Annotated in this window: 22 protein-coding genes and 1 pseudogene; 5 read left to right on the top strand and 18 right to left on the bottom strand. The window is 42.9% G+C overall.

Features of this window, described 5'->3' with window-relative positions:
* The 6 genes and pseudogenes from F9Y84_RS16425 to F9Y84_RS16450 form a co-directional block, all read right to left on the bottom strand.
* Window positions 1–220 (bottom strand): helix-turn-helix domain-containing protein (locus tag F9Y84_RS16425; RefSeq protein WP_168756755.1); only part of this gene is annotated, 220 nt, incomplete at its 3' end.
* A 215-nt stretch (window positions 221–435) separates the two neighbouring features.
* Window positions 436–1,337, bottom strand: a pseudogene (locus F9Y84_RS16430) (IS481 family transposase).
* A 100-nt stretch (window positions 1,338–1,437) separates the two neighbouring features.
* Complete coding sequence (locus tag F9Y84_RS16435; RefSeq protein WP_147391305.1) at window positions 1,438–4,599, bottom strand: EAL domain-containing protein; 3,162 nt, start codon at window positions 4,597–4,599, stop codon at window positions 1,438–1,440.
* Complete coding sequence (locus F9Y84_RS16440; RefSeq protein ID WP_147391304.1) at window positions 4,589–5,545, bottom strand: cytochrome-c peroxidase; 957 nt, start codon at window positions 5,543–5,545, stop codon at window positions 4,589–4,591. The genes F9Y84_RS16435 and F9Y84_RS16440 overlap by 11 nt, the downstream gene beginning before the upstream one ends.
* A 102-nt stretch (window positions 5,546–5,647) precedes the next feature.
* Window positions 5,648–6,220: an NAD(P)H-dependent oxidoreductase gene (locus tag F9Y84_RS16445; protein ID WP_147391303.1), complete on the bottom strand. Its 573-nt coding sequence runs from the start codon at window positions 6,218–6,220 to the stop codon at window positions 5,648–5,650.
* Between the two features lie 64 nt (window positions 6,221–6,284).
* Window positions 6,285–6,659, bottom strand: a complete 375-nt coding sequence (locus F9Y84_RS16450; RefSeq protein ID WP_147391302.1) for a MerR family transcriptional regulator — start codon at window positions 6,657–6,659, stop codon at window positions 6,285–6,287.
* A gap of 277 nt (window positions 6,660–6,936) precedes the next feature.
* Here F9Y84_RS16450 and F9Y84_RS22560 point away from each other — a divergent pair, with 277 nt between their 5' ends.
* From F9Y84_RS22560 to F9Y84_RS16465, 3 genes are all read left to right on the top strand, one after another.
* The gene (locus F9Y84_RS22560; protein WP_147389175.1) at window positions 6,937–7,569 is read left to right on the top strand and encodes a glutathione S-transferase family protein; all 633 of its coding nucleotides are present in this window, start codon (window positions 6,937–6,939) and stop codon (window positions 7,567–7,569) included.
* A gap of 30 nt (window positions 7,570–7,599) precedes the next feature.
* On the top strand, window positions 7,600–7,968 hold the full coding sequence (locus tag F9Y84_RS16460; protein ID WP_125251248.1) for a nuclear transport factor 2 family protein: 369 nt from the start codon (window positions 7,600–7,602) through the stop codon (window positions 7,966–7,968).
* A gap of 147 nt (window positions 7,969–8,115) precedes the next feature.
* Window positions 8,116–8,490 (top strand): PH domain-containing protein, encoded by a 375-nt coding sequence (locus F9Y84_RS16465; protein WP_125251249.1) that lies wholly within the window; start codon window positions 8,116–8,118, stop codon window positions 8,488–8,490.
* A 55-nt stretch (window positions 8,491–8,545) separates the two neighbouring features.
* Here F9Y84_RS16465 and F9Y84_RS16470 read toward each other — a convergent pair whose 3' ends face one another.
* The 4 genes from F9Y84_RS16470 to F9Y84_RS16480 all read right to left on the bottom strand — a co-directional run bounded on the left by F9Y84_RS16470 (window position 8,546) and on the right by F9Y84_RS16480 (window position 9,997).
* A complete protein-coding gene (locus F9Y84_RS16470; protein ID WP_125251250.1) occupies window positions 8,546–8,773 on the bottom strand; it encodes a hypothetical protein in 228 nt (75 codons plus the stop codon).
* Between the two features lie 133 nt (window positions 8,774–8,906).
* Window positions 8,907–9,272: a nuclear transport factor 2 family protein gene (locus tag F9Y84_RS16475; RefSeq protein WP_211091672.1), complete on the bottom strand. Its 366-nt coding sequence runs from the start codon at window positions 9,270–9,272 to the stop codon at window positions 8,907–8,909.
* A gap of 30 nt (window positions 9,273–9,302) precedes the next feature.
* The gene (locus tag F9Y84_RS22480; RefSeq protein WP_263972643.1) at window positions 9,303–9,425 is read right to left on the bottom strand and encodes a hypothetical protein; all 123 of its coding nucleotides are present in this window, start codon (window positions 9,423–9,425) and stop codon (window positions 9,303–9,305) included.
* A gap of 11 nt (window positions 9,426–9,436) precedes the next feature.
* On the bottom strand, window positions 9,437–9,997 hold the full coding sequence (locus F9Y84_RS16480) for a glycine-rich domain-containing protein (RefSeq protein ID WP_147389174.1): 561 nt from the start codon (window positions 9,995–9,997) through the stop codon (window positions 9,437–9,439).
* A gap of 427 nt (window positions 9,998–10,424) precedes the next feature.
* Here F9Y84_RS16480 and F9Y84_RS16485 point away from each other — a divergent pair, with 427 nt between their 5' ends.
* Complete coding sequence (locus tag F9Y84_RS16485) at window positions 10,425–11,957, top strand: ATP-binding cassette domain-containing protein (protein WP_147389173.1); 1,533 nt, start codon at window positions 10,425–10,427, stop codon at window positions 11,955–11,957.
* A gap of 129 nt (window positions 11,958–12,086) precedes the next feature.
* Here F9Y84_RS16485 and F9Y84_RS16490 read toward each other — a convergent pair whose 3' ends face one another.
* Genes F9Y84_RS16490 through F9Y84_RS16500 form a run of 3 tightly spaced genes read right to left on the bottom strand, consistent with a single transcriptional unit; the run spans window position 12,087 to window position 16,002 of the window.
* Window positions 12,087–12,914, bottom strand: coding sequence for a DUF4198 domain-containing protein (locus F9Y84_RS16490; protein ID WP_147389172.1), 828 nt, complete (start codon window positions 12,912–12,914; stop codon window positions 12,087–12,089).
* 2 nt (window positions 12,915–12,916) lie between these two features.
* On the bottom strand, window positions 12,917–14,008 hold the full coding sequence (locus F9Y84_RS16495; RefSeq protein WP_147389171.1) for a PepSY-associated TM helix domain-containing protein: 1,092 nt from the start codon (window positions 14,006–14,008) through the stop codon (window positions 12,917–12,919).
* Window positions 14,008–16,002 (bottom strand): ligand-gated channel protein, encoded by a 1,995-nt coding sequence (locus F9Y84_RS16500; RefSeq protein WP_147389176.1) that lies wholly within the window; start codon window positions 16,000–16,002, stop codon window positions 14,008–14,010. Before F9Y84_RS16500 ends, F9Y84_RS16495 begins: the two co-directional genes overlap by 1 nt.
* Before the next feature lie 122 nt (window positions 16,003–16,124).
* Here F9Y84_RS16500 and F9Y84_RS16505 point away from each other — a divergent pair, with 122 nt between their 5' ends.
* On the top strand, window positions 16,125–17,060 hold the full coding sequence (locus tag F9Y84_RS16505; RefSeq protein ID WP_147389170.1) for a LysR family transcriptional regulator: 936 nt from the start codon (window positions 16,125–16,127) through the stop codon (window positions 17,058–17,060).
* 23 nt (window positions 17,061–17,083) lie between these two features.
* On the opposite strand, the gene F9Y84_RS16510 is transcribed toward F9Y84_RS16505, so the two are convergent.
* The 5 genes from F9Y84_RS16510 to betB form a co-directional block, all read right to left on the bottom strand.
* Complete coding sequence (locus F9Y84_RS16510; protein ID WP_147389169.1) at window positions 17,084–17,392, bottom strand: cupin domain-containing protein; 309 nt, start codon at window positions 17,390–17,392, stop codon at window positions 17,084–17,086.
* Window positions 17,393–17,998: 606 nt separating this feature from the next.
* A complete protein-coding gene (locus F9Y84_RS16515; protein WP_128730426.1) occupies window positions 17,999–18,700 on the bottom strand; it encodes a TorF family putative porin in 702 nt (233 codons plus the stop codon).
* Between the two features lie 12 nt (window positions 18,701–18,712).
* Window positions 18,713–19,930, bottom strand: coding sequence for a BCCT family transporter (locus F9Y84_RS16520; protein ID WP_128730428.1), 1,218 nt, complete (start codon window positions 19,928–19,930; stop codon window positions 18,713–18,715).
* A 152-nt stretch (window positions 19,931–20,082) separates the two neighbouring features.
* Complete coding sequence (gene betA, locus F9Y84_RS16525; RefSeq protein ID WP_147389168.1) at window positions 20,083–21,747, bottom strand: choline dehydrogenase; 1,665 nt, start codon at window positions 21,745–21,747, stop codon at window positions 20,083–20,085.
* Between the two features lie 12 nt (window positions 21,748–21,759).
* Window positions 21,760–23,223 carry a betaine-aldehyde dehydrogenase gene (gene betB / locus F9Y84_RS16530; RefSeq protein WP_147389167.1) on the bottom strand — a complete coding sequence of 488 codons (1,464 nt, stop codon included), beginning with the start codon at window positions 23,221–23,223 and terminating at the stop codon, window positions 21,760–21,762.
* Window position 23,224 lies beyond the last annotated feature (1 nt).

Genomic DNA, 23,224 nt, shown 5'->3' on the forward strand with positions numbered 1-23,224 from the left:
TTTCAGTCTCATCATCAACTCGATTTTTTATATTTGGTGCTCTACGGCTTTTATTTACTAGAGCATCCAAACCACCATCTTCAACTAATTCCTGATAGCGATAAAATGTATCTCGTGAGACGCCCATAACTTTACAGGCTTTAGAAACGTTACCTAATTCCTCCGCTAAATTAAGTAAGCCAGCTTTGTGTTTAATGATTGGATTGTTAGTATGTAACATGAGAGTTACTCCTTAGTTGTTTTGAGCAAAGATTCGACACCTTTATCAAAACGGGTAACTCTCAATTTTTCAAATCAAAATGTCAGATCTTGTCTGAACTAATTCAACTAACTCTAAACTGAATTAGTGTGATTACCAAGGGATACTGACGGTATAAGTACCAAACGATTTTGGCGTAATCTGTGGCTCTCTAAACCTCGGCTGACAAGCCATGATCAAGCTCTCATTTTCGAAACTAGAATCTCATAAGGCGTTTTCCCTTTCAAGCCACCATGTGCCTATGGTAGTTGTAAAACGCCTCCCATTCAGCCAATTTAGCTTCTAAATCAACATCTCCTTTATAGTTTAATAGCTGATAGAATTCTCGTTTATCAGTCAGGTGAGAGCGCTCAACTTTACCATTGAGATTGGGGCTAGCAGGCTTTATATATATGCTGCATACCAAGGTCTTCACAGTGCCAATGAAACTTAGACTGGAACTCGTGACCGTTATCTGTACGTATCATTTTTATGCGGAAAGGAAACTTATCAACAACGTAATCAATAAAGTCGATAGCACATGCTTGGTTGTGTTTTTCATAGACTTTTAATGCTCTGATACGTGTAGCATCATCGATAGCCGTATATTGGAATCTACGAACTTTTTTACCCGATTTATCTTTGAAGGTAAGAAATTTTACGTCTACTTGAACATGGTGACCCGGAACTTGTTTCTCATATCGTTTTACGGACTTAACTTGCCGAGTTTTTAAGTTCTGAGGTAGGCGATTAAGCCCATGCCTACAAAACACACTATAAACACCTGAGATAGAGACTTTAAGTCCATGATATCGAGCCAAATACCAACTGATTTTAGCTTGCCCAAAGTGATAGTTCTTACGCAGATATAAGATTTTTTCTTCGATGATAGGGTCAACTCGAATAGCTGGGTTTTCAGGGCATGGCTTGGAGTTAATTAGACCTGCTTCTCCTTTAGCTGCATAATCTTTTTTCCAACGATAAAACGTATCTCTGGATATCCCCAATAGCGGCAGGTTTTACTAACGTTTCTGGTTTCTTTCGCGTGATTTAATATCTTAAGCTTACGTCTAACTTCTTGTTCTTCTTTTCTGTTCATCTGAAACCTCAACTAACACATTGCAAATATACAAAAATGTGTCAGCCAAGGTCTAAATATTCACAATTAATTATATAAATACTTCCCCCAATAAAACCTTTTAATCCAACCACAACTTATGGCAGGTTCGCTCTGAAATCAGCGTGAAGCGCTCGACCCATTCGATCAAGCCCTCAATTGCCATTGGTTTTGCATATAAGTACCCTTGAACATACTGACACCCCAAGTTTTTTAGACTGTCCAGCTGACCTTGCTGCTCTACACCTTCTGCAATCACCTTTAATGAAAGACTTTTTGCCATAGACAATATTGCATTGACTAAAACCGCGGCATCTTGGTTTTGATCAATATCTTGAATAAACCCTCTGTCTATCTTTAATGTATTGATTGGAAAGCGTTTGAGGTAACTCAGCGAAGAATAACCCGTTCCAAAATCATCAATGGCTAAATTCACGCCAGTTGCTCGCAAACTTTGTAACCACTCAGTAACGGCTTTATCGTCTTCTAATAATATGCTTTCGGTAATTTCAAGGGTCAGATTTTCAGGATGAAACCCTGATTGCTGCATAATTTGCTTAATAATAGTGGCATTAAAGCCTAACCGATATTGTTGACTCGATACATTTACCGTCAGGTAGCAATTGAGTCCGATGGCTTTATTAAGCCTACGAATATCTCCACAGGCCTGTCCTAATAGCCACTCCCCCAAAGGTGCTATCAGACCACTTTCTTCAGCCACAGGAATAAATTCTGCGGGTGAGATATATTGACCAAAATCAGTCGGCCAACGCATTAAGGCCTCTACGCCATATAGTTGGCCTGTCACAATATCTATTATGGGCTGATAATGTACGGTGAGCTTTTTATGTTCTAACGCCACTCGCAGATGTTGTTCTAATTCAACTCGGCGATTAACCTGCTGCTGCATCTCTTGCGCAAAGAAATGGTACTGATTCCGCCCAGCCTCTTTGGCTTTATACATCGCTAAATCTGCCAGCCTTAGCAGCTCTTTTTGATCTTTTGCATCACCTGGTAAAATTGCGATCCCAATACTTGCGCCAGTGAAAACCTCAAACCCATTAATGACAAAGGGCTCACTCAATGCCTTGACGATTTTGTCGGCAACTTGTGCTGCGTGATCTGGGTGTGTAATTTGGCTAAGCAGCAGCACAAATTCATCACCGCCAAAGCGGCTTAATGTGTCGCTTTTGCGCAGTAATTCATTTAACCGTTTTGCAACAGAGATAAGCAATACATCACCCGCTTCGTGCCCCATGGTATCGTTGATGCGTTTAAATCTATCTAAATCAATAAATAGCACCGCACTTTGATGTTTTGTGCGACTCATTCTTTTGATGTCTTGCTCAATTCGTTCAAGTAACAACGTTCGATTTGGCAATCCGGTTAGCACATCATAATAGGCTTGGTATTCAATTTGTTCTTCTTGGGCTTTACGCTCTGTCATATCAGACAAAATAGCCACATACTGCTGTACAAATCCTTTATCGTCATAAACCACACTAATCGCTAACCATTCTGGATACAGCGTACCATCTTTGCGCTTATTCCATATTTCGCTTGCCCATTGACCTTGGGTATTCAGCGTACTCCACATTTGGTCATAAAAATGTCTGTCATGCTTTCCTGAACTCAGAATATTTGGCCGTTGGCCTAATACTTCATGTTCTTCGTATCCTGTGATTTTGGTGAATGCGGGGTTGACGGCTGTGATCTCCAACTTAGCATTTGTTGTCATGATCCCTTCTTGCGTCGCATTGAAAACCGCTGCCGCAGTTTTGAGCTGTGCGCTTGCACTTTTCTGTGCGGTTATGTCTTCTTTAATCGCGATAAAATTAATTATTTCCCCTTGCTGATTCTTAATCGGAGAAATTGAGGCATATTCCCAATAATAATCACCTGACTTACGACGATTAAAAAACTCTCCGCGCCAAACTTTACCTTGCTTGATAGTTCGCCACAGTGCTTTGTAGTCTGTAAAGCCTTGTTTAGACCCCAACACCTTCGGTGTCTGACCTTTTATTTCCGCAAGTGAGTAACCTGTTACTTGCTCAAACTTAGGGTTCACATACTCAATTCGAGCTCTTGGATCGGTAATAATGATAGAAGCAGGACTTTGTTCAATTGCATGGCCCCACTTTCTTAGCTCTTCTTCAGCTTGTTTAAAGGGGGATACATTAACACTGACAAATACTTGCCCATTATTGTGCGTCTTTGTTTGCTTTATTTGAAGCCAAGTACCCAAAGCTGTTTGATGTAAATTGGAGTCAGCGTTGAATATGTCACCAAATTGATGCTGCCATTGTTCTAGTTTACGGGGCATGGAAGATTGGTCTTCAACAGCAAAGTGTTCACACCAAGCGCTATTACAAAGCAGTAAATTGCCAGAGCGGCTAAATAATGCAAACCCCTCCGTCAGGCGCGCAACAGCGTCAGATAATGTTCTGCTGGTGCTTAGAATTTTATGTTTAGCTGCATATAAACGATTTGCAAACACAATAAGCAATAAGAACAGCACAATTGCCAGCGTCAATAGTAGTTCATTTTGTTGTTTGGCTTTTTCTAATGTCTGGCTATGGTAACGATTGTAACTACTGTAAAGCGCAGTGAAAGTATCGCTACTGGGTAAATTGAGAAACCGTTGCCTTGCCTGCTTTAACTCTACACTCCTTGTCACCGCGACATTAAAATGCTGATAAATTAGCTTTGCTACGTCACTTTCAGATGGAATATGTGGGATAGATTCAATAGCAAATTCATATAGCTGCCCAAGCATTAAATTTGCAAGCGCTCGATTAGCCTTTGTTGCAAGTTCGGGGTCGCTTTGTTCGAGCTCTTTCACTAACTCAGGAAGGTAGAGCAAGCTGTTTTTAATACTGGCAGCAGCTGTTTTTATCGACTCAACTTGTAATACTTTTTCACTCAATAACGCCCGATACGCTTCATATTGCCGCAGTACATCTGGATCTGTATGGTTAAATAGCTCATGCTTCTGGGTTGTGTTTAGCTCATCAATGGCGTGTGCAAGTTGCGCTAACTCATCATATTGATTGAGCTGCGCACTCAACATTTGCAGTACCGCTGCATCAAGTTTGGCATCTATGCTTTTTGCTTCAATCAATAGTGAAACTCGAGCTTGATGCACATGACTATTTATTTCTTGTTGCGAGTAAAAATACGCAAAAAGCGCAATCGGTGCACACAGCAATAATGCTTGTACACCAATAAAAGCTTTATTCCTCATTTTGTCTTTCCAAATCCATTTCGTGATGATGTCCAGCTAAACTATTAATGAATGCAACTAACTTCTGCATGTCTGTGTCAGGGATTTTTCTGCCAAGCTGGTACCTGGCCATTGCCTCGATTGCCGACTCTAAACTTGTATGACTACCGTCATGAAAAAAGTACGCTTGTTTGCTCGCGAGTCGCAAGCTCGGCACCTTAAACACAAAGCGATCTTGCTCATTTCCAGTAACGTTAAAACGGCCAAAATCCGCTTTTTTAATTGGTGTATTCCTATCGCCAAAATAATCACCAAACGTACCCATTCTGGCAAACATATTACCGCCAACATTACGTCCCTGATGACAACTAATACAACCATAGCGCTTAAATAGCTCGTAGCCCGCGATTACCGACTCAGGTAATTTTACGCTGCTATCTTTGAGCCATAAATCGAACGGTGCATTGAGCGTAATTAACGACTCTTCAAAAGTCGCTATCGCATCTTTTACTGTGTGCGGGGTTATTCCTCGCGAGTACACTTTAGCAAACTGTGCGACCAACACTTTATCTTGATTTAACTTAGCGACGACTTCTGGCCAAGTCATATCATGTTCTTTTGGGTTTAAGATAGGAGAGTCAACCTGATCATACAGCGATTGTGCGCGGCCATCCCACGCTTGACGAATATTTAAAGCGGCATTGTAAACAGTGGGAGTTTTTAGCTCACCGAGCGCGTTATTAACTCCTCTGGAAAGGGGCTTTACATCTGCACCATGACTGGGCAATTGGTGGCATGATGCACAACTGACTTGATCTCCTCGAGAAAGTCGCTTATCAAAAAAAAGCGCTCTACCTAAGCTTACTTTATCCGCATTAAGCCCCGTTATAGGCTCAAGTGGCAAAATTGGTTCATTTGCAATTCCCAATAATGGAAACGCAAAAAGCAATAAACTCCAAATTCGCATACACTTCGCCCAAGTTGCCATCTTAATGTAAAAGATAGCAACATTCGGCGTTGCAAATTTTGATTTAAAATAAGCTTAGTAATAGAAGTTATGTTTTCTTATTCACTCCCCCCGTACGGCTAAGCTTGTCACTTCACTTAGCCAGTTATCAATGACCTCTGAAGTTGCCAAATGGGCAGGGCCAAATAACGTGTATTGCGTTGGTGCTATGCCACAAAACCCGAGCGTTCCATGTGTAAGCTGAGTAATTAGTCCTTCAGCAGCCTGTTCCAAATGCGTTTGCGGCGCGTCAGAGGTTAGAATAACTCTTGCTGTTTTATTCGGTAAAAGCTTTTCAACTTCAGTACCTGTTTCACTGTATTTAAAAGCAAACCCGGGGAGTAATGTCCTATCGATTAGCCCTTTAAGCTTAGCTGGTAACGCCAGCCACCAAAGTGGGCTTACTATTACAATATGCTCTGCCCACAGTAGGTTTTGTTGGAATTGCTGTAGGCATGGCTCTACAACTTGGTTCGCTTCATAGCCATACATCAAATTGACTTCGAAGTGCATCTCATGGAGGTCCATTCTACGCACTTGATGTTGAGTGCTTGCTGCTCTAGCGTAACTTGTGGTGAGCGCATGACACAGGCTTTTGTTTTTGGGATTACCATTCAGTAACAGTATCTTTTTCATTTTCGTTTCCTTATCCAGTGACTAAGAAACGATTGTACTGTCTCCCCTTAACGGGAGAGTCAAGTTACTCTACCTGTGGCTGCCATGGTGTTAACTGTGGACATTCATCGAGCGATACGATGCAGTGTTCAATACGCTGTATCTTTTGCTGAAGCTCTGTAATTTGCTTTATGAAAGCAGCTTTAAGTTCGACTAGAAATGTGTTGATTTCGAACCAGTTAACTTGCCGCCCTGCAATTTTAATCACCTGCTGTAATTGCTTAATCGACACCCCAAGCAACTTTGCTTCTTTTATTAACAACAGCAGGTCGACATCCACTTGCGAATAAACACGATACTTACCAACTCGCTCAGGCGTAGGAATAAGCCCTTTCTCTTCGTAAAAGCGAATAGCTTTGGCTGACAACCCAGTTAGCTCAGATAGCTTGCCAATATACATTTTTAATTCTCCCTGCTAAAAGCAAAATAATGGTTTACAGCCTCTGTAAAAGTTGTAACTATCGGGATGAAAACCAGCCACACGCAAATTAAAAGTAGCATCAAGGAATAGCAAAAGATGTATCAGTTATTTTATACCAATTTTCTTAATTAAGTGGTCTATTTTGAGGCAAGAAAATCTTGTCGATAACGAGGCAAAAATTTTACTATTTAGTTGTTCTAAATGAGAAATTTTTAACGCTGTTAGCGTCAGATTTACTCCTTCAAATTGAGCAAGTATTAAGTCAAATTGGTATTACTATCCGCGTAATGCCAGTTGGGCACCACACCTTGTACTTGAGCACCTACAACTAGAGAAAAAACTGCTCTTAGTCGATAGAAAAACACAACAACACAAGTCTACGACCTATTTAGAACTCAACCCAACAGGACGGATCCCAACATTAGTCGACGGCGATGAGGTCATCTTTGAAAGTGCAGCAATTTGTTTGCATTTATGCGAAAAGCACCCTGAAGGCCAGCTCATCCCAACCTCACAGCGAGCCACATTTTATCAGTGGCTTTTTTATTTAACCACCACAGTTCAGCCAGAGCTCATGCTGTATTTTTATCCTGAAAAGTATCAGCTGTCACCAAAGAACAATAAGACTATGTCTCAAGTCGCTGAGCAACGAGTCGGCGACATGTTTGCACTCATCGACAAGCAGTTAGCAACACATACCTACTTAGTTGGTGAGCAGCTCACGCTTTGTGATTATTATTTATTTATGTTGGCTCATTGGGCAAGTGGATTCAATACCGCGCCAAAGGACTATGTTAATTTGGGACGATTTATGCGGCTGATGGCACAGCACAAAGTGGTAAAAAGAGTGTGCGAAATTGAACAAACCGATCTAAGTTATTATAACTGAGTTATTATCCTGATATACCAAGGAGGAACGATGGAAACCTTAGTTAAAAACTATATCTCAGCCTACAATCAATTTGATATAGAGGGAATGTTAACCCTGCTCACCGATGATGTTGTGTTTGAAAACCTCGCCAATGGTGAAATTACAACACGTACAACCAGTAAAATGGAGTTTGCTGACTTAGCAAATCAGTCCGCAAAGGTATTTTCTGAACGCACTCAATCTTTAACCGCCGCCACGCAAGACAACGATCTGTTTATTGTTGATGTGACCTACAAAGCAAAATTAGCCCAAGACTTAGCCAATGGCATGAAAGCAGGGCAAAGCATTTCCTTGCAAGGCCGCTCAGAGTTTGCTTTTCGCGATGGCAAAATTTGTTTGATAAGAGATATAAGCTAACTTATTACGCTAAACTCGGGTTATTAATTTGGCAAAATCAGCGTGCTTTTCTATGCTGGTTTTGTCACTTTCATCATTAATTCACTTAGCAATGATAACTATTGTGTGTTCAGCCTAAGAGCAATTTAAATCAAACGGAGAAGAATAATGGGACTATTAAGTGGTTTACTTGGTAATGCGAGCGAAGTAGACAGTAACGAAGTTGATAAGTTATTAGAAGATACACTTATCACCGGAGAAGAAGTTGCACAAGCTTACAAGGTGATCCGCGACTTATTTATTTTTACCAATAAACGCCTAATTTTAATCGACAAACAAGGCATGACTGGTAGCAAAGTAGAAATGCTCAGCATCCCGTATAGCAAAATTACGAAGTACAGCAAGGAATCTGCGGGTCACTTCGACCTTGATGCGGAATTAAAAATTTGGATCGGCTCAGATCCAACACCAATTAGTAAAGAATTTAAAGCAGGCGACAATATCAACCAAGTGTATAAGATCATTTCACAATATTGTTTGTAGCTGCGCTGTAGTAAAAAGGCACATGAGTGTTGTGCCTTTCTTTTCGGTAAACAAATTAAGTTAGTTTTCGCTCTGCACGCAGGCAAAAAACCGCAGAAAAGAGCAAGGAAACAAACACTTGATTCCAAAAGTTGGAGACAAAGGGAGCAGCAACAAACTGAGATGCGATATGCCAAATACTGAGGTTTAGCAGAAAACCAAGTACAAACCCATAGCCTTTGTATTGTGCAAGCAATTGCCCCAGCTCTTGCCTAAAGCGCTTATATTTAGCTACTTTGCTCATTTTTATACTCCAGTTATTGATTAAACAGAACTCAGTTTAAATAAGAAATTTTTAACGCTGTTAGCATCAACTTTACTCCTTCAAACGCAGCAAGTATTAAGGCTAATTGGTATTAGATGAACACATTATGTGACTATATCAATGTTGCACTATGACTTATCAGACGCCACTTATCATCACTGCAGCGACACCAAGTAGAGTGCCTCTGGGCATGGTATGATCTCTCACCTAGAGCACTCTCAAGTGCTGAGATGTATGTAATGATCACCTGTGTACGACTCTGAGACACCAATTTATAATCCTCACTGACTATTTTATGCTTGCTAAGGTCTTCATGCTTTAACCCCGTTAGAATATCAGCTTTGGTCATCCCTTTGCTAAATAGGCCATCTTCATAAAATTCATCGTGAATATAATCCGAGATCCGTTCAATATCACTGCGCATTTGCGGTGTATGTAGCCCTTGTTCTAGGGCTACAATTTTTTCGAGTATGTCCATAAAAATAAGCTTGCTTTAAACTCAAAGCGTTTACTTTCTAGGCCATACACCAGCTAAACAAACGTCTGCAAACTTCTCAGCTTTTACTAATTCTATCACTACTTGAGCATGAGCCGCTTTGTTACTTTTTGCTCGATTTTTTAAATATGACATGTATATCTCCTTTACTCGTTGATCATAAAATGGTGCGCCCCAAGTTTTGGTAGCACAGATTGAAAAAACTGAATATCAAACAAGACCGCATGTTCTTTTGGTAACAGTGAGTCAACTTGAAATAAATAAGGGACTTGCGTTGTTGTGAGGGGATCTAGGTCTGAAGCCTGACAAGCAAGACAGTATGTTCTAATAATTGCCTGATAATGCTCGTTATATTCGATATTTTCTAATGGAGTTTGATGACCACGTACTTCGCGCTTGCGCACTGGGTAGTGGTGAATAAACTGCCCAACCCCCTCGCAAAAGGACGCGTATTGATGTGTATGTAAAATAAAAGCATGAAACAGTTCGTCAACCAGCTTGCTTGCAGCGGCCACTTTATGAGGCGAAATGATGGTAAATATCAAGTAGTCTTTTAACCCTTCAACAACTACTTGTATTTCCTTTTCAGATAACCTTTGCCCAAAATGAGTTTCCACATGCCAATCAAACCACGCGAGCACAGCCTCATCAAATTCATAATTTTCGATAAAGCTCACAGCACTTTCCTTTCCTGCAATTGCTTTCATCAGATCCCTTCTCCGTATTAGCAATCAATTTAAAATATACAGTTCCTACTAATTAGTCAAAAGGGAAATACAAACTATTAACATCAGGTAGTGTCTGCAAGCGCCTTACTGTGTAATATCACAACCTTTTGACTAGGCATACTATCAAGCTCTTGACATTTATCTAAGTGTCTGCAAAATATCGTTTGAGTACTATTTATATTCGTCCACTTTCCCCTTATTAGGAGCTGCCATTACAATGAACAACTAAGCCCTTTGTAACTGACGAACTTATTATTAATTTTCAGTGCAAGGCTTATGGTTATCGTTGAGGCTTCTCAGACTAATCTATAGACTCTCATTTTCTATTTTACTGTTTATGGCTTTTACGAGTCTTTGTGCCTTTAGCCTTTAGCCTTTTGCACTGCTGCAACTAGGAGCAGTAATTATGCCTTGGATACAGTTAAAGCAGGCAAGTTTTATCCTTGCAAATGGCCAATGTTTATTTTGCGATGTCGACTTAACAATAGAGCGACAATTTATTGCGATAACAGGCCCTAATGGGGCGGGCAAATCACACTTACTCAAAGCCCTATCCGGTGAACAGCCTCTAACCTCGGGCGAGCGCCTGACTCAGGGGGAGTCCTTTTATCTTCCACAAGATTCGAATACCCGTTTTAGTCACGTTTCAGAGCTACTTGGGCTTGAAGAAAAATTAGCAGCACTGCATCGCGCCCATCAGGGGTTAGCCTCTGAGCACGATTTTGACTTAATCGCAGATGATTGGCAGCTAGAATCAACTTGGCAAGCAGCACTTGCGCCGCTAGAACTCACTTTGGAAACCCCCTTTACGCAGCTAAGTCCAGGGGCAAAAATGCGAGCCTATATCGAAGTATTACAATCCCAGCCAGCAATTCTATTACTGGATGAGCCGAGCAATCATATGGACAGCAACAATAAGCACTGGTTAGCTGAACAGCTAAAGCACCACAAACATGGTGTGGTTGTCGTCACACACGATCCCATTTTATTGGATGAAGCCGACCATATACTTCACCTAAAACAGGGGGAACTAACTCATCACTCACATGGATTTAACGCTTTTAAAGAGGCGTTACTTCAAACCCAGACCCGACAAAAACAACAGCATTTAGCAAATCGCGCAGAGCAAAAAGCACTTAAACATGCTTTGATTGCAGTGGGTTTACAATATCAAAGGCAAGCCAATAAAGGGAAAGCACAAGTGCGCGCTGGTAGCCAAAGTAAACTGGTTGCTGACTTTAAGTCAGACAGAGGAAGTAAGCGTCATGCCGGACAAACCCATAAAATTCAGCAAGCTCAAGATAGAGTGAAAGAAAGTGCAGTGTATTATCGAGAAGACAAACAGCAGTTTCACTTTAATACCACTACTAGAGCGAAAGAAAAAATCCGCTTATGTGAAGCCGAACTGTGCTTTGGACCAGAAAAGACACTAAACCTTTTTGCGGATACAACACAAAAACTCAGAGTAACAGGAGATAACGGCATCGGAAAATCCACTTTGCTTAAAACCCTTGCCGGTAAGCTAGAGTTAAAGCGTGGAGAAATTCAGCGCCCCACAACATGTATTTACTTAGATCAGCATTGTGCTTGGCTTGAGCAAGGCAATAGTATTTTAGACATTGCCGTGCGCTTACTTGATACACCACATCATAATATCATCACCAGCTTTGCAAGCGTTGGCCTTAAATTAGATAAAATATCTTCGCCTATCATGAAACTAAGTGGTGGTGAAAAAATGAAAGCCGCGATTGTGTTAGTAGTGCAACTGCAAGGTTTTTTACTGCTTGATGAACCCGACAATCACCTCGACTTAGAAGCACAGCAGGAGCTGGCTATCATGCTCAATCAGCTTCCTTGTGGATTTATACTGGTCTCTCACAATGAGCATTTTTGCGCTCAACTTACCAACATAAAAGCACTACCGCTGTGTGAGCAATAGTCAACTAAGGAAGAAAAGGGGGAGGAAGGAACGCCTCCCCCTTTGGGCACTTAGTGGCGTCTCTGTTATGACCACTAAATTAAATGGGCTGAGACGACTGCACGTCTCAAACCACATGGGGACCATGGGTTAAAACGGTAATACCTCAAGGGTAGTGACATAGCTGCCGGCACGCTTTGTAGCAGGTAGTTGTGCTTTGTCGTCTTCATATTCCACTTCAAACCAATACATACCTGGCTCAGATAGCGTTAGCGTCACTTCACCTTTGGCATTCGTTGTATATTTGCTTGGTTGACTGTTGTCACGGTACTTTTCATCTTGGCGTACCACTATCACTTCTGCATCCTTGGCAGGTTCACCATCCATCGTATATTGCAAGGTAATGGGTTCACCGGTGTACAAGTCATTAGGGTGAGTTACCGGGTTTAGTTCTAGCCCTTTGCCCGTTGGCTTAAGCGCAGTGTTATTGGGTGCCCCCAAAGTTACAAATACTTCTAATCGTCTTGCAACGTCGGTCACACTTAAATCTTTTGCCGTTTTTGGTACTTCTTTATTAAAGGCCTCTACTGAGCCAGTTTTTCCGCGTCCTGGCCAGTAGTGCTTTTTACCGTTTTCATCAGTCCAGCGCGCCACCAGCGAGCGACTTTGATTAAACACTTTGTAAGTGCCTTGCTGATTGAGCTCAATGTCAAATACACTGCGATACTTAAGTTTTGCGGCGTTCTTAAGTTCGACCTTGCTACCAGAAGGAGACAGTGCAGATAGACGCTCTAGTGGATAAGCATAATGATCTGGGTTAAAGATCCCATTGGCGATGGCAGCATCAAACGTGATCCATTCGCTGTCACCAGACACCACGGTGGTACTTGGCTTGATCCATACTCGGTGCGCTTCACTTAACGGGCTATATGCGGCTAAGGCAACTAAGACACCAGAAACTAACGTTGAAATTTTCACGATTAAGGCTCCATTGTTAAAATTGTTGTAGCGAGTTCAGATTTACCTTCTGCAATCACAGTGACAGGTGCAGTGATAGGTAAGGTCACTGGCAGTTTCAATACTTCACGACCTCCAAGCTCACGAGCAGCCTCGACAAACAGCGTGTACTCACCCGCAGGTAAAGCTTTAAACTCGTTGCGCCAAGGGGCTAAATCAATCTTTGCCGTACCTGGACGCCTTGTCGCACCAGTCACGCCGTCTACAGGCATGGATAGGCTACGGCCGCTTCTACGCCACCATAGGCGTAAGTCTTTTAGCCACTTTTCACCTTCTTTATCCGCCATGTTTACGTCATACCAAACGGCAATATCGGCAACTCGCTGTTGTTTGCTGTTCGCCAGCCATACTGCTATGTAAGGTGGGTGATATTCCGCGACGTTTAAACGCGGGATAGTGATTTCAACTTCATCAGCTTTAGCGTGCACGGGTACCATCAGGACTAGAACAGGTAATACAAAGCCTGCTGCGACGAGCGGCCAAGTCGACTTTCTTCCTCGTGAATGCTTGTATAAAAGCCATAATCCTGTAACCGAAAACACTATACAAGCTACTGAAAACACATCAATAAACATACGCCATGCAAATCCTGTATTACGTCCTTTGTGAAGATCGTTAAGGTATGATAGCCAACCACGATCTGTGATCTCTTGATAAAACTCACCGCTATCAAGGGCGACGCTAAACCAGCCATCACCACCAGCTCTTGGCAGCGCAACATACAATTCGTACTCGCTCCACTGCACTTGCTGTAGTGCAGGTAACGCCGTACCTGTGTGTGACTGATACCAAGATTGAAAGCTGCGTGGCAGCGCTGTTTGCTCTGCTGCCGCGTTAAGCTGGGTCAACAGAGCACTTGGCAGCACCGCTTCTTTAGCATATGTGGTAGGTGCAGCTTCTATCTGGCTTGCGTGATTTAAGGTGATCCCAGTCACGGCAAATAGCAGCATGCCCACCAAACACACGGCAGAGCTCATCCAATGCCAAGTGCGCCAATCAAACAGCTTTTTAAGTCGTCGATTCGACGACTTAGCCACTGAGCGAACTCGTGTCATTAAAAGCTCCACGCCAATGAAGCCCAATAGCGACGACCGTCTTCAAAGTAGCCGTATTCTGCTTCAGTAATTTCTTCATCGAAGAGGTTGTAAATCCCAAACCCAAGCTTGATCGCTTCGTTCAGCTGATAATTTGCACCTAAATCGGTTAGGTTGTACGAAGGTGCGACTAAGCTACTTTGCGAAGGCCCTGTTACCGGCTGGCTTTCTTCACCACGATAATGAAAGCGTAACCACGTGTTTAGCTCATCCGAATACTGATAATTAAGCGACGTTTGGAACAGATGTTTAGGTAACTGATTTAATGGGCTACCAGCGTACACTCCAGTTTTTTGCTCCGAATCTGTGTAGGTATAGTTTGCGCTAAGCGTTAGTTTTTCCGTCAATTGACCCGAGAAGCTAATTTCACCCCCTTGGGTTACGGCTTCATCAACGTTGACATAAGTTGTCGGTAACGAGCCAAACTCGTTAGGGCCGTCCGTACATTGAGTTAGTGGACACGACACCCGTGAAATTTTATCGTCAAACTCGTTATAAAATACCGTTGCGGAGGTGCTAACCCCTTTAGCAAGCTCAACGTACACACCTAGCTCATAGTTAATCGAAGTTTCAGGGTTTAAATCTGGATTACCGTAAATATTGCCACCACGGCTCACTTGACCCCACGCTGCCGTACTTTGACGTAAGTTCGGCGCTCTAAAGCCGGTTGATATCCCTCCTTTAACCGTCACCGCGTCTGATGCAGTATAAACACCGTATAAGCGCGGGCTAAGATGGCCGCCAAAGTTACCGTCTTTGTCGTAGCGTAGTCCCATAGTCAGGGCAAATGGTTCAACGATACGCCACTCATCCTCAGCAAATACCGACCACTGATCGTTGTCGACTTGCTGCAAATCACTAATGCGATTACTGGTTTTGTCGGTCAAATCTTCATTAAGATAAGCAACACCGATTGAGCTGGTATGAGACTCACCAAGCGGTAACGTCCAAAGAGACTGGAAATCTAGGTTTTTAACCGTCATCTCGCGGGATTTATTGTCAAACTCTTCATGTTTTAAATAACTACGAGAACTACCAAATGACCAGTAACCGTTATGCGTCAAAGAGATTGACTCACTATCGTATTCGGTTGTAGTGGACTCAGGACAACCACGGCGGCCACACGACTCATCTGGTGCAAGTGGTGCAACCGTTTTACCGAGTGTTGCATCAAGCGTTTGTGAGGCAATGCCATAATCCAATAACCATTCGTGTTCATCTGATGGGGTGTAGGCCAGCTTTACCTTCAGCGTGTCGGCATCGCGACCTCTAAAGCCAGACACGATTTCGTCTTCGTCTCTGTGCGTAGTTTGGCCGTAGATTTGTACCCCTAAGGTATCTTTGATTAGCGAGCCTGCAGCAAAAAAATTAGCCTGATATATATCACCTGAGCGGCTGCTCTCCTGGCTGGTTGCATCAACTCTGACTTCTCCATGCCACTGTTCAGGCGTTTTTTTAGTGATAATGTTAATTACACCACCAATTGCATCAGAGCCATACAGCGAAGACATAGGCCCACGCACAACTTCGATACGATCGATGGCAGCAACAGGAGGCGTCCATGCACCTTCAACACCAGGGCCGTCACTATTTGGCCGAGTCTCACGCGAACTTTGTCTTTGCCCGTCGACTAAAATAAGCGTGTACTGACTGCCCATGCCGCGAAGGCTAATATCTTCCCTGTCTCCGCCTCCAGTTACTACAACTCCGGGAACATCTGTCATGGCATCAGTAAGATCTCGATAAAAGCGCTGCTGAAGCGCTTCTTGATTGATAACGCTAACGGACGCCGGCGCATTTTTTAGCAGTTGCTCAAATCCAGAAGCGGATACGACGATCACATCCACCTCTTCTTTTATTTCTGATTTTGCATCACTTTGTGCAAGTGAGGAAAAAGGCAGGGCAGCTGCAACAGCTAAAGAGAGTGGCGCCAAACTACGACAGGCCATCAACATCGAGAAACCTCCATGATAGAATACAAGATAAATAACAATTATTTTCATTTGTAATGGTATGATGATTGCGTATTTTGGAGCAATGCGGTTTTTCTTAAAGGTATTTTAAGCAGGTCTTAACAATGAATCAGAAATTGACTCGCGGACTCAAAGTGTTCGCCAAAACGGTAGAAGCTGGCAGTATGAGTAAAGCCGCTGACTTATTGCATATGACCACCTCGGCTGTCAGCCAGCAGATCAGCAAATTGGAGCAAGATATAGGTCTGAGCTTATTTAATCGAAATACCCGTAACCTCACGCTCACCGAAGCGGGCACTATTTATTACAACTCTGCGATACAAATACTACAAACCACAGAGCAGGCCGAGCATGAACTCGAGTTATTACAACATACGCCATCTGGCATATTGAAGATTTCTGCCCCTATCGGGTTTGGAGGAGGGTTACTCAGTAAGCCGCTGCGTTACTTAAGTGAACAGTTTCCACAAATCAAAGTTGATTTGATCCTAACCGACGAGCCCATCGACATCATCACTGAAGGCGTCGACTTAGCTATTTGTATAGGCCCTTTACAGGACTCAAACCTTATCGCCCGTCATCTTGCTGACTGGCAGCTAATTCCATGCGTAAGTTGCCATCATCCTTTATCAAAACTCAATATTGAACATCCCGATAGCTTAGCGCCACATGCGCTCATCGGCCATACTAGTAGCAAACAGAATCCTTACCATTTAAGCCATCTACAAACCCACCAGCAAGTAGCGCTACCTGCTGCACGATTTATGGTAAACAATATGCAGGCTTGCATTCAGCTCACCTTAGATGGCATCGGTTATGGCGTATTACCAGAGCCAGAAATTAGGCATCACCTCTCATCAGGCAGGCTAAAAAGACTGTGTCCTGACTGGTCGCTAAGGGAATATAGTGTGTATGCAGTGACACCGCACCGCGATACGGTCGCAGCAAAAACGACCGCAGCAATTGAGAGTCTAAAAGAGTGGTTTACTGAAGTATCCAACGATAGCCAAGTGTTCGTTGGCGACTTTAATTTCATTTAGACTGAGTTGAGGTAAATGCCATTTTAATAAAAAATAGCGAGCCAAATAGTGGGCTCTGAAGTGTCGGTGTAGCTCACTTTATGCTTTTGATGTGCGGGAATATTAAGGCTATCACCAGCCTTTAAGGTTACCTTGCTATCGCCTTCAAAAGTTAATTCACCACAGCCCTGTAATACCAATACCCATTCATTTTCGTCTTGGTCGTAGTATCCAGAGCTTGGGGAGGTATGACCGTTTGATACTATTCGTTCAACTCGGATGTTTGGATGAGAGAGTACCATTTCAAAAACTTCTTCAGTTAAATCAGCTGAAATATCTTTAAGAAAGTTCATATTGTACTTAACCTGAAGTTTGGATAACTTAGTGGCACTTGCGTTTTGCTACCGCCCTGATACTTATCCACTATAAATACAGCATATTTGCGCCAGCACCAAGACCTAGTAAGACATTAATTCTCCTAAGCTTAGGTTACCTAGTCAACGATCGAGAAATAATTTGCCGCAACAGCACGTCCGTTTATCTGGTCGCGGCAAATTGGGAGAATGGTACAACTTGATTAATAAAAATGTTCAATATATTGTTCTCAGTATGTCGAAACAAGCAATCAGGGGCGCACATCTCACCACCTAACTAAGTGACTCCACTCGGATTTATTACCCAGTTGTACAGTCACCAATAAAGTTACACAATTTAACAATGTTTGTAAAACAATATTTAACATTAAATAAACAATATCGTTTTCTGCACTTCACTTTTCCACTACACCAAAAAATCCAGCCAACTTTCCCGTCACTCTTTTAGTCATACCAGTTACTTATACCAATTATCTTAATTAAGTGGTCTATTTTGAGGCGAGAAAACCGTGTCGATAGCCAAAAAAAATACCAGCCTAAATTAGGCTGGTATTTCGGTCATCATCAAGTGACGCTTACAAAGCCTTATAAATCGAAGGTCCTTGATAAGGACAAAACGATACGCTCGTCAGCGGTATCCCAGTCTAGGCTGGTATTCTCTGCTGCTACTTCAATGTTAAAACCTTGCAATGCCGTTTGATAAGCTAATCGATAATGGTTGTATGACTTACCAGTGCCATCCCAACTATACTTATCTCCATCAAGGGAGTTGGACACATCAAAGCTAGCTCTTAACGCATGGCCTGGTGCAATTTCAAAAGTATGCGCCACCATCGCAATAGTATGACCCGCCTCAGTACCAAAGTAATCCCAGCTATACCAAAAGTTAAATTCTGTTTGGCCAAACTCACTGCTGTAACCAAATTTTGTGTAAATCTCAGGATAGTTGCCGTCACTCGAATCATCACCACCATGATATGAGTAATAGGCAATGCCATAATCAACACTCCAGCTTTGGTTCAACTCGACGAAGCGACCAACATAAAAATCCCACTCTACATCAGTGTCACCACCAAAATCGACATTAGACGCCCAGCTTCCAGCATATACACCGTTGGCAAACGCTTTATCAATGCTGCCTTGTAGCGCAGGGTCGTTCTGAGTTTGACTCACACCGTTAAAAGTATAATCAGACACACCTGTTAGTGTTGCTGACCAATCAGCCAGTGCACAATTGGATGCAAATACAAGTGGTATTGCACAAAGCGTTTTCTTTAAAGTTGTCATATCGTTGTATCCCTAATTTACAGATTCAATTTTTCTAAAGTCGATAAGGTTGTCTTTTGGTGAGCTATCAATCTTGCTCACGGTTTTGAATTTGCTATAAGCAATGTACGCAAAACACGAGAAGAACAAGCCAATGACCAGCGCACCAACCCATTGGATCTGCAAAAAGTTTAGTTTAAATAACAAGGTAAGCAGCGATAGTGCAACTATGTTAAGTAAAATATAGTTCCTTTTACCAAGGCGACTAACTGTTAAATTCAAATTATCAGTATATAAACGGATCAGCGAGTCAAGTGAGTTGATCACAAACACGATACCCACAAACACCATTGCAAAGTTCTTAATGCCAGCAGTTGGGATCCCAGCCTCATGATAGTGATAAAGCACACTAAACCATGCTGCGATAGGGATAGAAGGGAATATAAGCATCGCCGCCAACACTTGATACGTCTTCAAGCCGCCAACAAAACGTGATGTAAATTGCCCTATCATGATACTCCAAGCAAACCACCAAAATAGATAAAATTCATGATAATCATTAAGTGGTAATATGAACTGATCAATATTGGCAAAGTATCCACCGATGAGCGCCAGATTATTGGTATAACTCGACATTGCACTGTCACCAAAAACAAACGCTGATGCCCACATAAAGGCGATCAGGCCAATAAATACCCAGGTCGTCGTGATGCTTAAAAAGCGCACGTATTTAAGGCTGGTACTTGAGTAAACGGCAAAGGCGATCGCTGCAAACACGATTAAATAGAAACTCGGAATAATTGACTCGCCATCTCCTAAGCTAGGTAAATACCAAGGTAGATTAGACAATAATAAGAAAGCGGTAAACGCGCAAGTTCCAATAATAACGATGTTATTAATGAATTTAACCCAAGGAATTTCAAAGAACTTCACTTTGGGCTCTATTACGCAGAAATAAAAACACGTAAGAAAGTAGAACCCCCAGATTAAAAACCCCCAAAAGCCAAACTCTATGGCCAGAGGATTTGTAAATGCGTACTCTGGGCTTGCTTTTATGTCTGCGTAACCCGCAAACTCCGTAAGCGGAAACATGATCAGGCCAACATCGAGGCCAGAAGTAAATAAAATAGCAATAAAAGTGAACGTTTTAACTGGTGTAACACCAACGCACTGAACATTTCCCCATTTTAATAAGATAAAGGCGACTGCTAATAGGGTGAAAATGATGCCTGCACTAAGCCATACTGTCATTGTCACCCTCCCAAAATAGATAGAAGTAACTCATTTTTTTCTCCGTTGTTTTTATGTACGTTATTCCCGCATTAATACAGTGCAAACTACTTGCACTGTATGCCACTGCAGGCCTCATATGGGGCACGAACTTTCCCATACGAGTGGCGAAACTACATCTCCGAACTACGTTGAACTTGTTGCCAGTTTTGTGTCATGACAACCTCTGCTTCCTCAAGGGCTAATGGCGGATTATCAAGGATCATATCCGCAGCCTTTTCCGCAACCATAATGGTTGGCGCATTGAGGTTACCGTTGGGGATTGTGGGGAAAATAGAAGAGTCGACAACGCGTAAACCCTGTACACCGTGAACGCGAGTTTGCGAGTCTACAACGGCCATTTCATCTTCTCCCATTTTGCATGAACAAGAAGGGTGGTAGGCACTTTCTACCGCTTGACGCACAAAGGCATCAATCTCTTCATCGGTTTGGATATGCTCACCAGGTTGGATCTCGCTTTGTCTAAAATCATCAAATGCACTTTGCTCAATGATTTCACGAGTCAACCTAACACAAGCTCTAAAGCCTTCGATATCCTCCTGCTCAGCTAAATAGTTAAACTGTATTTTCGGTGCAACCCTTGGATCCGCCGATTTAATCGTGACTTCACCACGGCTCTTTGGTTTATTGTGGCCAACATGAACTTGAAAACCATGACCATCAAATGCACTTTTTCCATCATAGCGAATAGCAGCAGGTAAAAAGTGGTACTGAAGATCCGGCCACTCAACGCCCGCTTTCGAACGAATAAAGGCACAAGATTCAAAGTGGTTAGTTGCACCTAGACCTGACTTATCAAGCAACCACCTGGCACCAATTAAGCCTTTAGAAATCAGTCCCAACTTACCATTTAAGGTGATCGGCTGCTTACACTTATATTGAAAATAGAATTCTAGGTGATCTTGTAGGTTTTTACCCACACCTGGTAAGTGATGTTTCACTTCAACGCCTGCGGCAGTCAACGCGTCTTTATCACCAATGCCAGATAGTTGTAGTAAATGTGGTGAGCCAATTGAACCTGCGCTCAAGATCACTTCCTTCGCCGCATTCGCGGTTTTCAGGCTGCCCTTCACGCTATATTCGACACCCGTTGCAACTTTTTCCTCTAGCAACACTTTTTGTACCAGTGCTCCCGTTACAATCGTCAGATTGCTACGATGCTTGATAGGGTCCAAATAAGCTCTGCTTGATGAGCAGCGTTTACCGTCTTTGACGGTCATGTGCATTGGGCCAAAACCTTCTTGCTGCTTACCATTGTAGTCTTTGGTAAAGGCATAACCTGCTTGCTCTCCTGCACTGATAAACGCGCGATAGAGCGGATTTGCCATTTCATTACCATTATTGGTGCCAAGCGGACCTTGTTCACCACGGTACTGATCGCCACCTAAATACCAAGACTCAGCGCGCTTGAAATAAGGTAAGCAAGCCTGATAATCCCAGCCTTGTGCACCGTGGTCTTGCCACTCATCAAAATCTTTTGCGTGACCACGCACATACACCATGCCATTGATTGACGATGAGCCGCCAAGCACCTTGCCGCGAGGGCAATGCATAACGCGGTTGTCTAAATGCGGTTCAGGCTCTGTATGGAACTGCCAAGCATATTTATCGGTATTCATTGGAATAGATAGCGCGGTTGGCATCTGAATAAAAATGCTCTTATCACTACCACCCGTTTCGAGTAACAATACTTTGTGCGCGGGGTTTTCTGACAATCGGTTTGCAAGCACACAACCGGCAGAACCCGCACCTACGATAATATAATCAAAATCAGTCATAGTACTCCTCGATTAAAATGGGCTTTCAATATCACTCATACCTACATACACAGATTTTGTCTGGGTATATTGGTCTAGTGTCTCTACGCCATTTTCACGACCGATCCCAGACTGCTTATAGCCACCAACTGGCATTTCAGCGGGCGAGTTACCATAGCTATTGATCCAACAAATACCAGCCTCTAGCTGGTGGATCACACGGTGTGCACGTTTAATATCTTTACTAAATACACCCGCAGCCAGACCTAAGTGGGTGTTGTTCGCACGCTGAATGACTTCTTCCTCGTCATCGAATACCAATACAGACATCACTGGACCAAAGATTTCTTCTTTCACAATAGTCATCTCATCATGACAGTCGATAAATATCGTCGGCGCAACAAAGTAGCCGTTTGGTGCAGATGCAGGACTGATGGCTTCACCGCCTGTCAGTACAGTTGCCCCTTCGGCTTTACCTTTTGCGATATAGTCCATCACCAAGGTTTGGTGTTGTTTTGAGATTAACGCACCAAGGTTAACGTTTGGATCGAGTGGATCACCGGCAATGATATTTTGCTCAGTGCGCTGTTTTAGCTCTGCCAAGAAGGCATCATATACACTGCGATGTACAAATACGCGCGTGCAGTTAGTACACACTTCACCTTGAGTGTAGAAGTTGCCCAACATTGCCGCACTTATTGCTTGAGAGATATCCGCATCTTCGAAGATGATAAGAGGAGATTTACCACCAAGCTCCATGGTCACTTCTTTTAAGTTGCTCGATGCGCTTTGCATGACTTTTTTACCCGTGCCAACTTCACCGGTAAAAGAGACTTTTTCAATATCAGGGTGTGTTGTGAGCCATTGACCCACTTCAGCGGCACCTTGCACTACATTGAATACGCCCGCAGGGACACCTGCTTCGATAAATATTTCAGCCAACTTTACCGCGCCAAGCGGCGTTTCTTCAGACGGTTTAAAGATCAGTGCATTACCAGCTGCCAGCGCAGGGCCTGACTTCCAGCATGCAATTTGCAGCGGATAGTTCCACGCTCCGATGCCGGCACAGATACCTAATGGTTCTTTACGAGTATAGAAAAAATCACCGCCGACAGGTTGCTGGCTTCCAGTCTGAGCGGGTGCCAACCCTGCAAAATATTCAATCACGTCAGCGCCAGTTTGAATGTCTACACATTCTGCCTCTTGCCAAGGTTTACCTGTATCCAACACTTCAATTTTGGCAAGTTCATCATTACGCTCACGTAATAACGACACAGCCTTATGTAAGATGCGGCTGCGCTCAATTGGCGTCATTGCCGACCAAAGGGCAAAACCTGCTTTGGCACTTTCAATTGCAGCTTGCTGAATATGGCTATCAGCAACTTCTACTTCGTAGATCACTTCATCCGTTGCTGGATTTTTTACTGCAAACTTTTCGCCTGAGTGGTTCGCCAAAAATTGGCCATGAATAAAATTTTGATATACAGGGACTGTCACA

Source organism: Pseudoalteromonas peptidolytica (genome assembly GCF_012641745.1).
Lineage (GTDB): Bacteria > Pseudomonadota > Gammaproteobacteria > Enterobacterales > Alteromonadaceae > Pseudoalteromonas > Pseudoalteromonas peptidolytica.

Bases quoted from the DNA above. Each gene is read 5' to 3' on its own strand.
- F9Y84_RS16450 (WP_147391302.1), bottom strand. From the start codon at position 6,659: ATGTATATTGGCAAGCTATCTGAGCTAACTGGGTTGTCAGCCAAAGCT.
- F9Y84_RS16515 (WP_128730426.1), bottom strand. From the start codon at position 18,700: ATGACAACTTTAAAGAAAACGCTTTGTGCAATACCACTTGTATTTGCA.
- F9Y84_RS16440 (WP_147391304.1), bottom strand. From the start codon at position 5,545: ATGCGAATTTGGAGTTTATTGCTTTTTGCGTTTCCATTATTGGGAATT.
- F9Y84_RS16520 (WP_128730428.1), bottom strand. From the start codon at position 19,930: ATGACAGTATGGCTTAGTGCAGGCATCATTTTCACCCTATTAGCAGTC.
- F9Y84_RS16480 (WP_147389174.1), bottom strand. From the start codon at position 9,997: ATGAAAGCAATTGCAGGAAAGGAAAGTGCTGTGAGCTTTATCGAAAAT.
- betA (WP_147389168.1), bottom strand. From the start codon at position 21,747: ATGACTGATTTTGATTATATTATCGTAGGTGCGGGTTCTGCCGGTTGT.
- F9Y84_RS16470 (WP_125251250.1), bottom strand. From the start codon at position 8,773: ATGAGCAAAGTAGCTAAATATAAGCGCTTTAGGCAAGAGCTGGGGCAA.
- F9Y84_RS16495 (WP_147389171.1), bottom strand. From the start codon at position 14,008: ATGACACGAGTTCGCTCAGTGGCTAAGTCGTCGAATCGACGACTTAAA.
- F9Y84_RS16445 (WP_147391303.1), bottom strand. From the start codon at position 6,220: ATGAAAAAGATACTGTTACTGAATGGTAATCCCAAAAACAAAAGCCTG.
- F9Y84_RS16505 (WP_147389170.1), top strand. From the start codon at position 16,125: ATGAATCAGAAATTGACTCGCGGACTCAAAGTGTTCGCCAAAACGGTA.
- F9Y84_RS16460 (WP_125251248.1), top strand. From the start codon at position 7,600: ATGGAAACCTTAGTTAAAAACTATATCTCAGCCTACAATCAATTTGAT.
- F9Y84_RS16500 (WP_147389176.1), bottom strand. From the start codon at position 16,002: ATGTTGATGGCCTGTCGTAGTTTGGCGCCACTCTCTTTAGCTGTTGCA.
- F9Y84_RS16435 (WP_147391305.1), bottom strand. From the start codon at position 4,599: ATGAGGAATAAAGCTTTTATTGGTGTACAAGCATTATTGCTGTGTGCA.
- F9Y84_RS16475 (WP_211091672.1), bottom strand. From the start codon at position 9,272: ATGGACATACTCGAAAAAATTGTAGCCCTAGAACAAGGGCTACATACA.
- F9Y84_RS22480 (WP_263972643.1), bottom strand. From the start codon at position 9,425: ATGTCATATTTAAAAAATCGAGCAAAAAGTAACAAAGCGGCTCATGCT.
- F9Y84_RS16485 (WP_147389173.1), top strand. From the start codon at position 10,425: ATGCCTTGGATACAGTTAAAGCAGGCAAGTTTTATCCTTGCAAATGGC.
- F9Y84_RS16465 (WP_125251249.1), top strand. From the start codon at position 8,116: ATGGGACTATTAAGTGGTTTACTTGGTAATGCGAGCGAAGTAGACAGT.
- F9Y84_RS16510 (WP_147389169.1), bottom strand. From the start codon at position 17,392: ATGAACTTTCTTAAAGATATTTCAGCTGATTTAACTGAAGAAGTTTTT.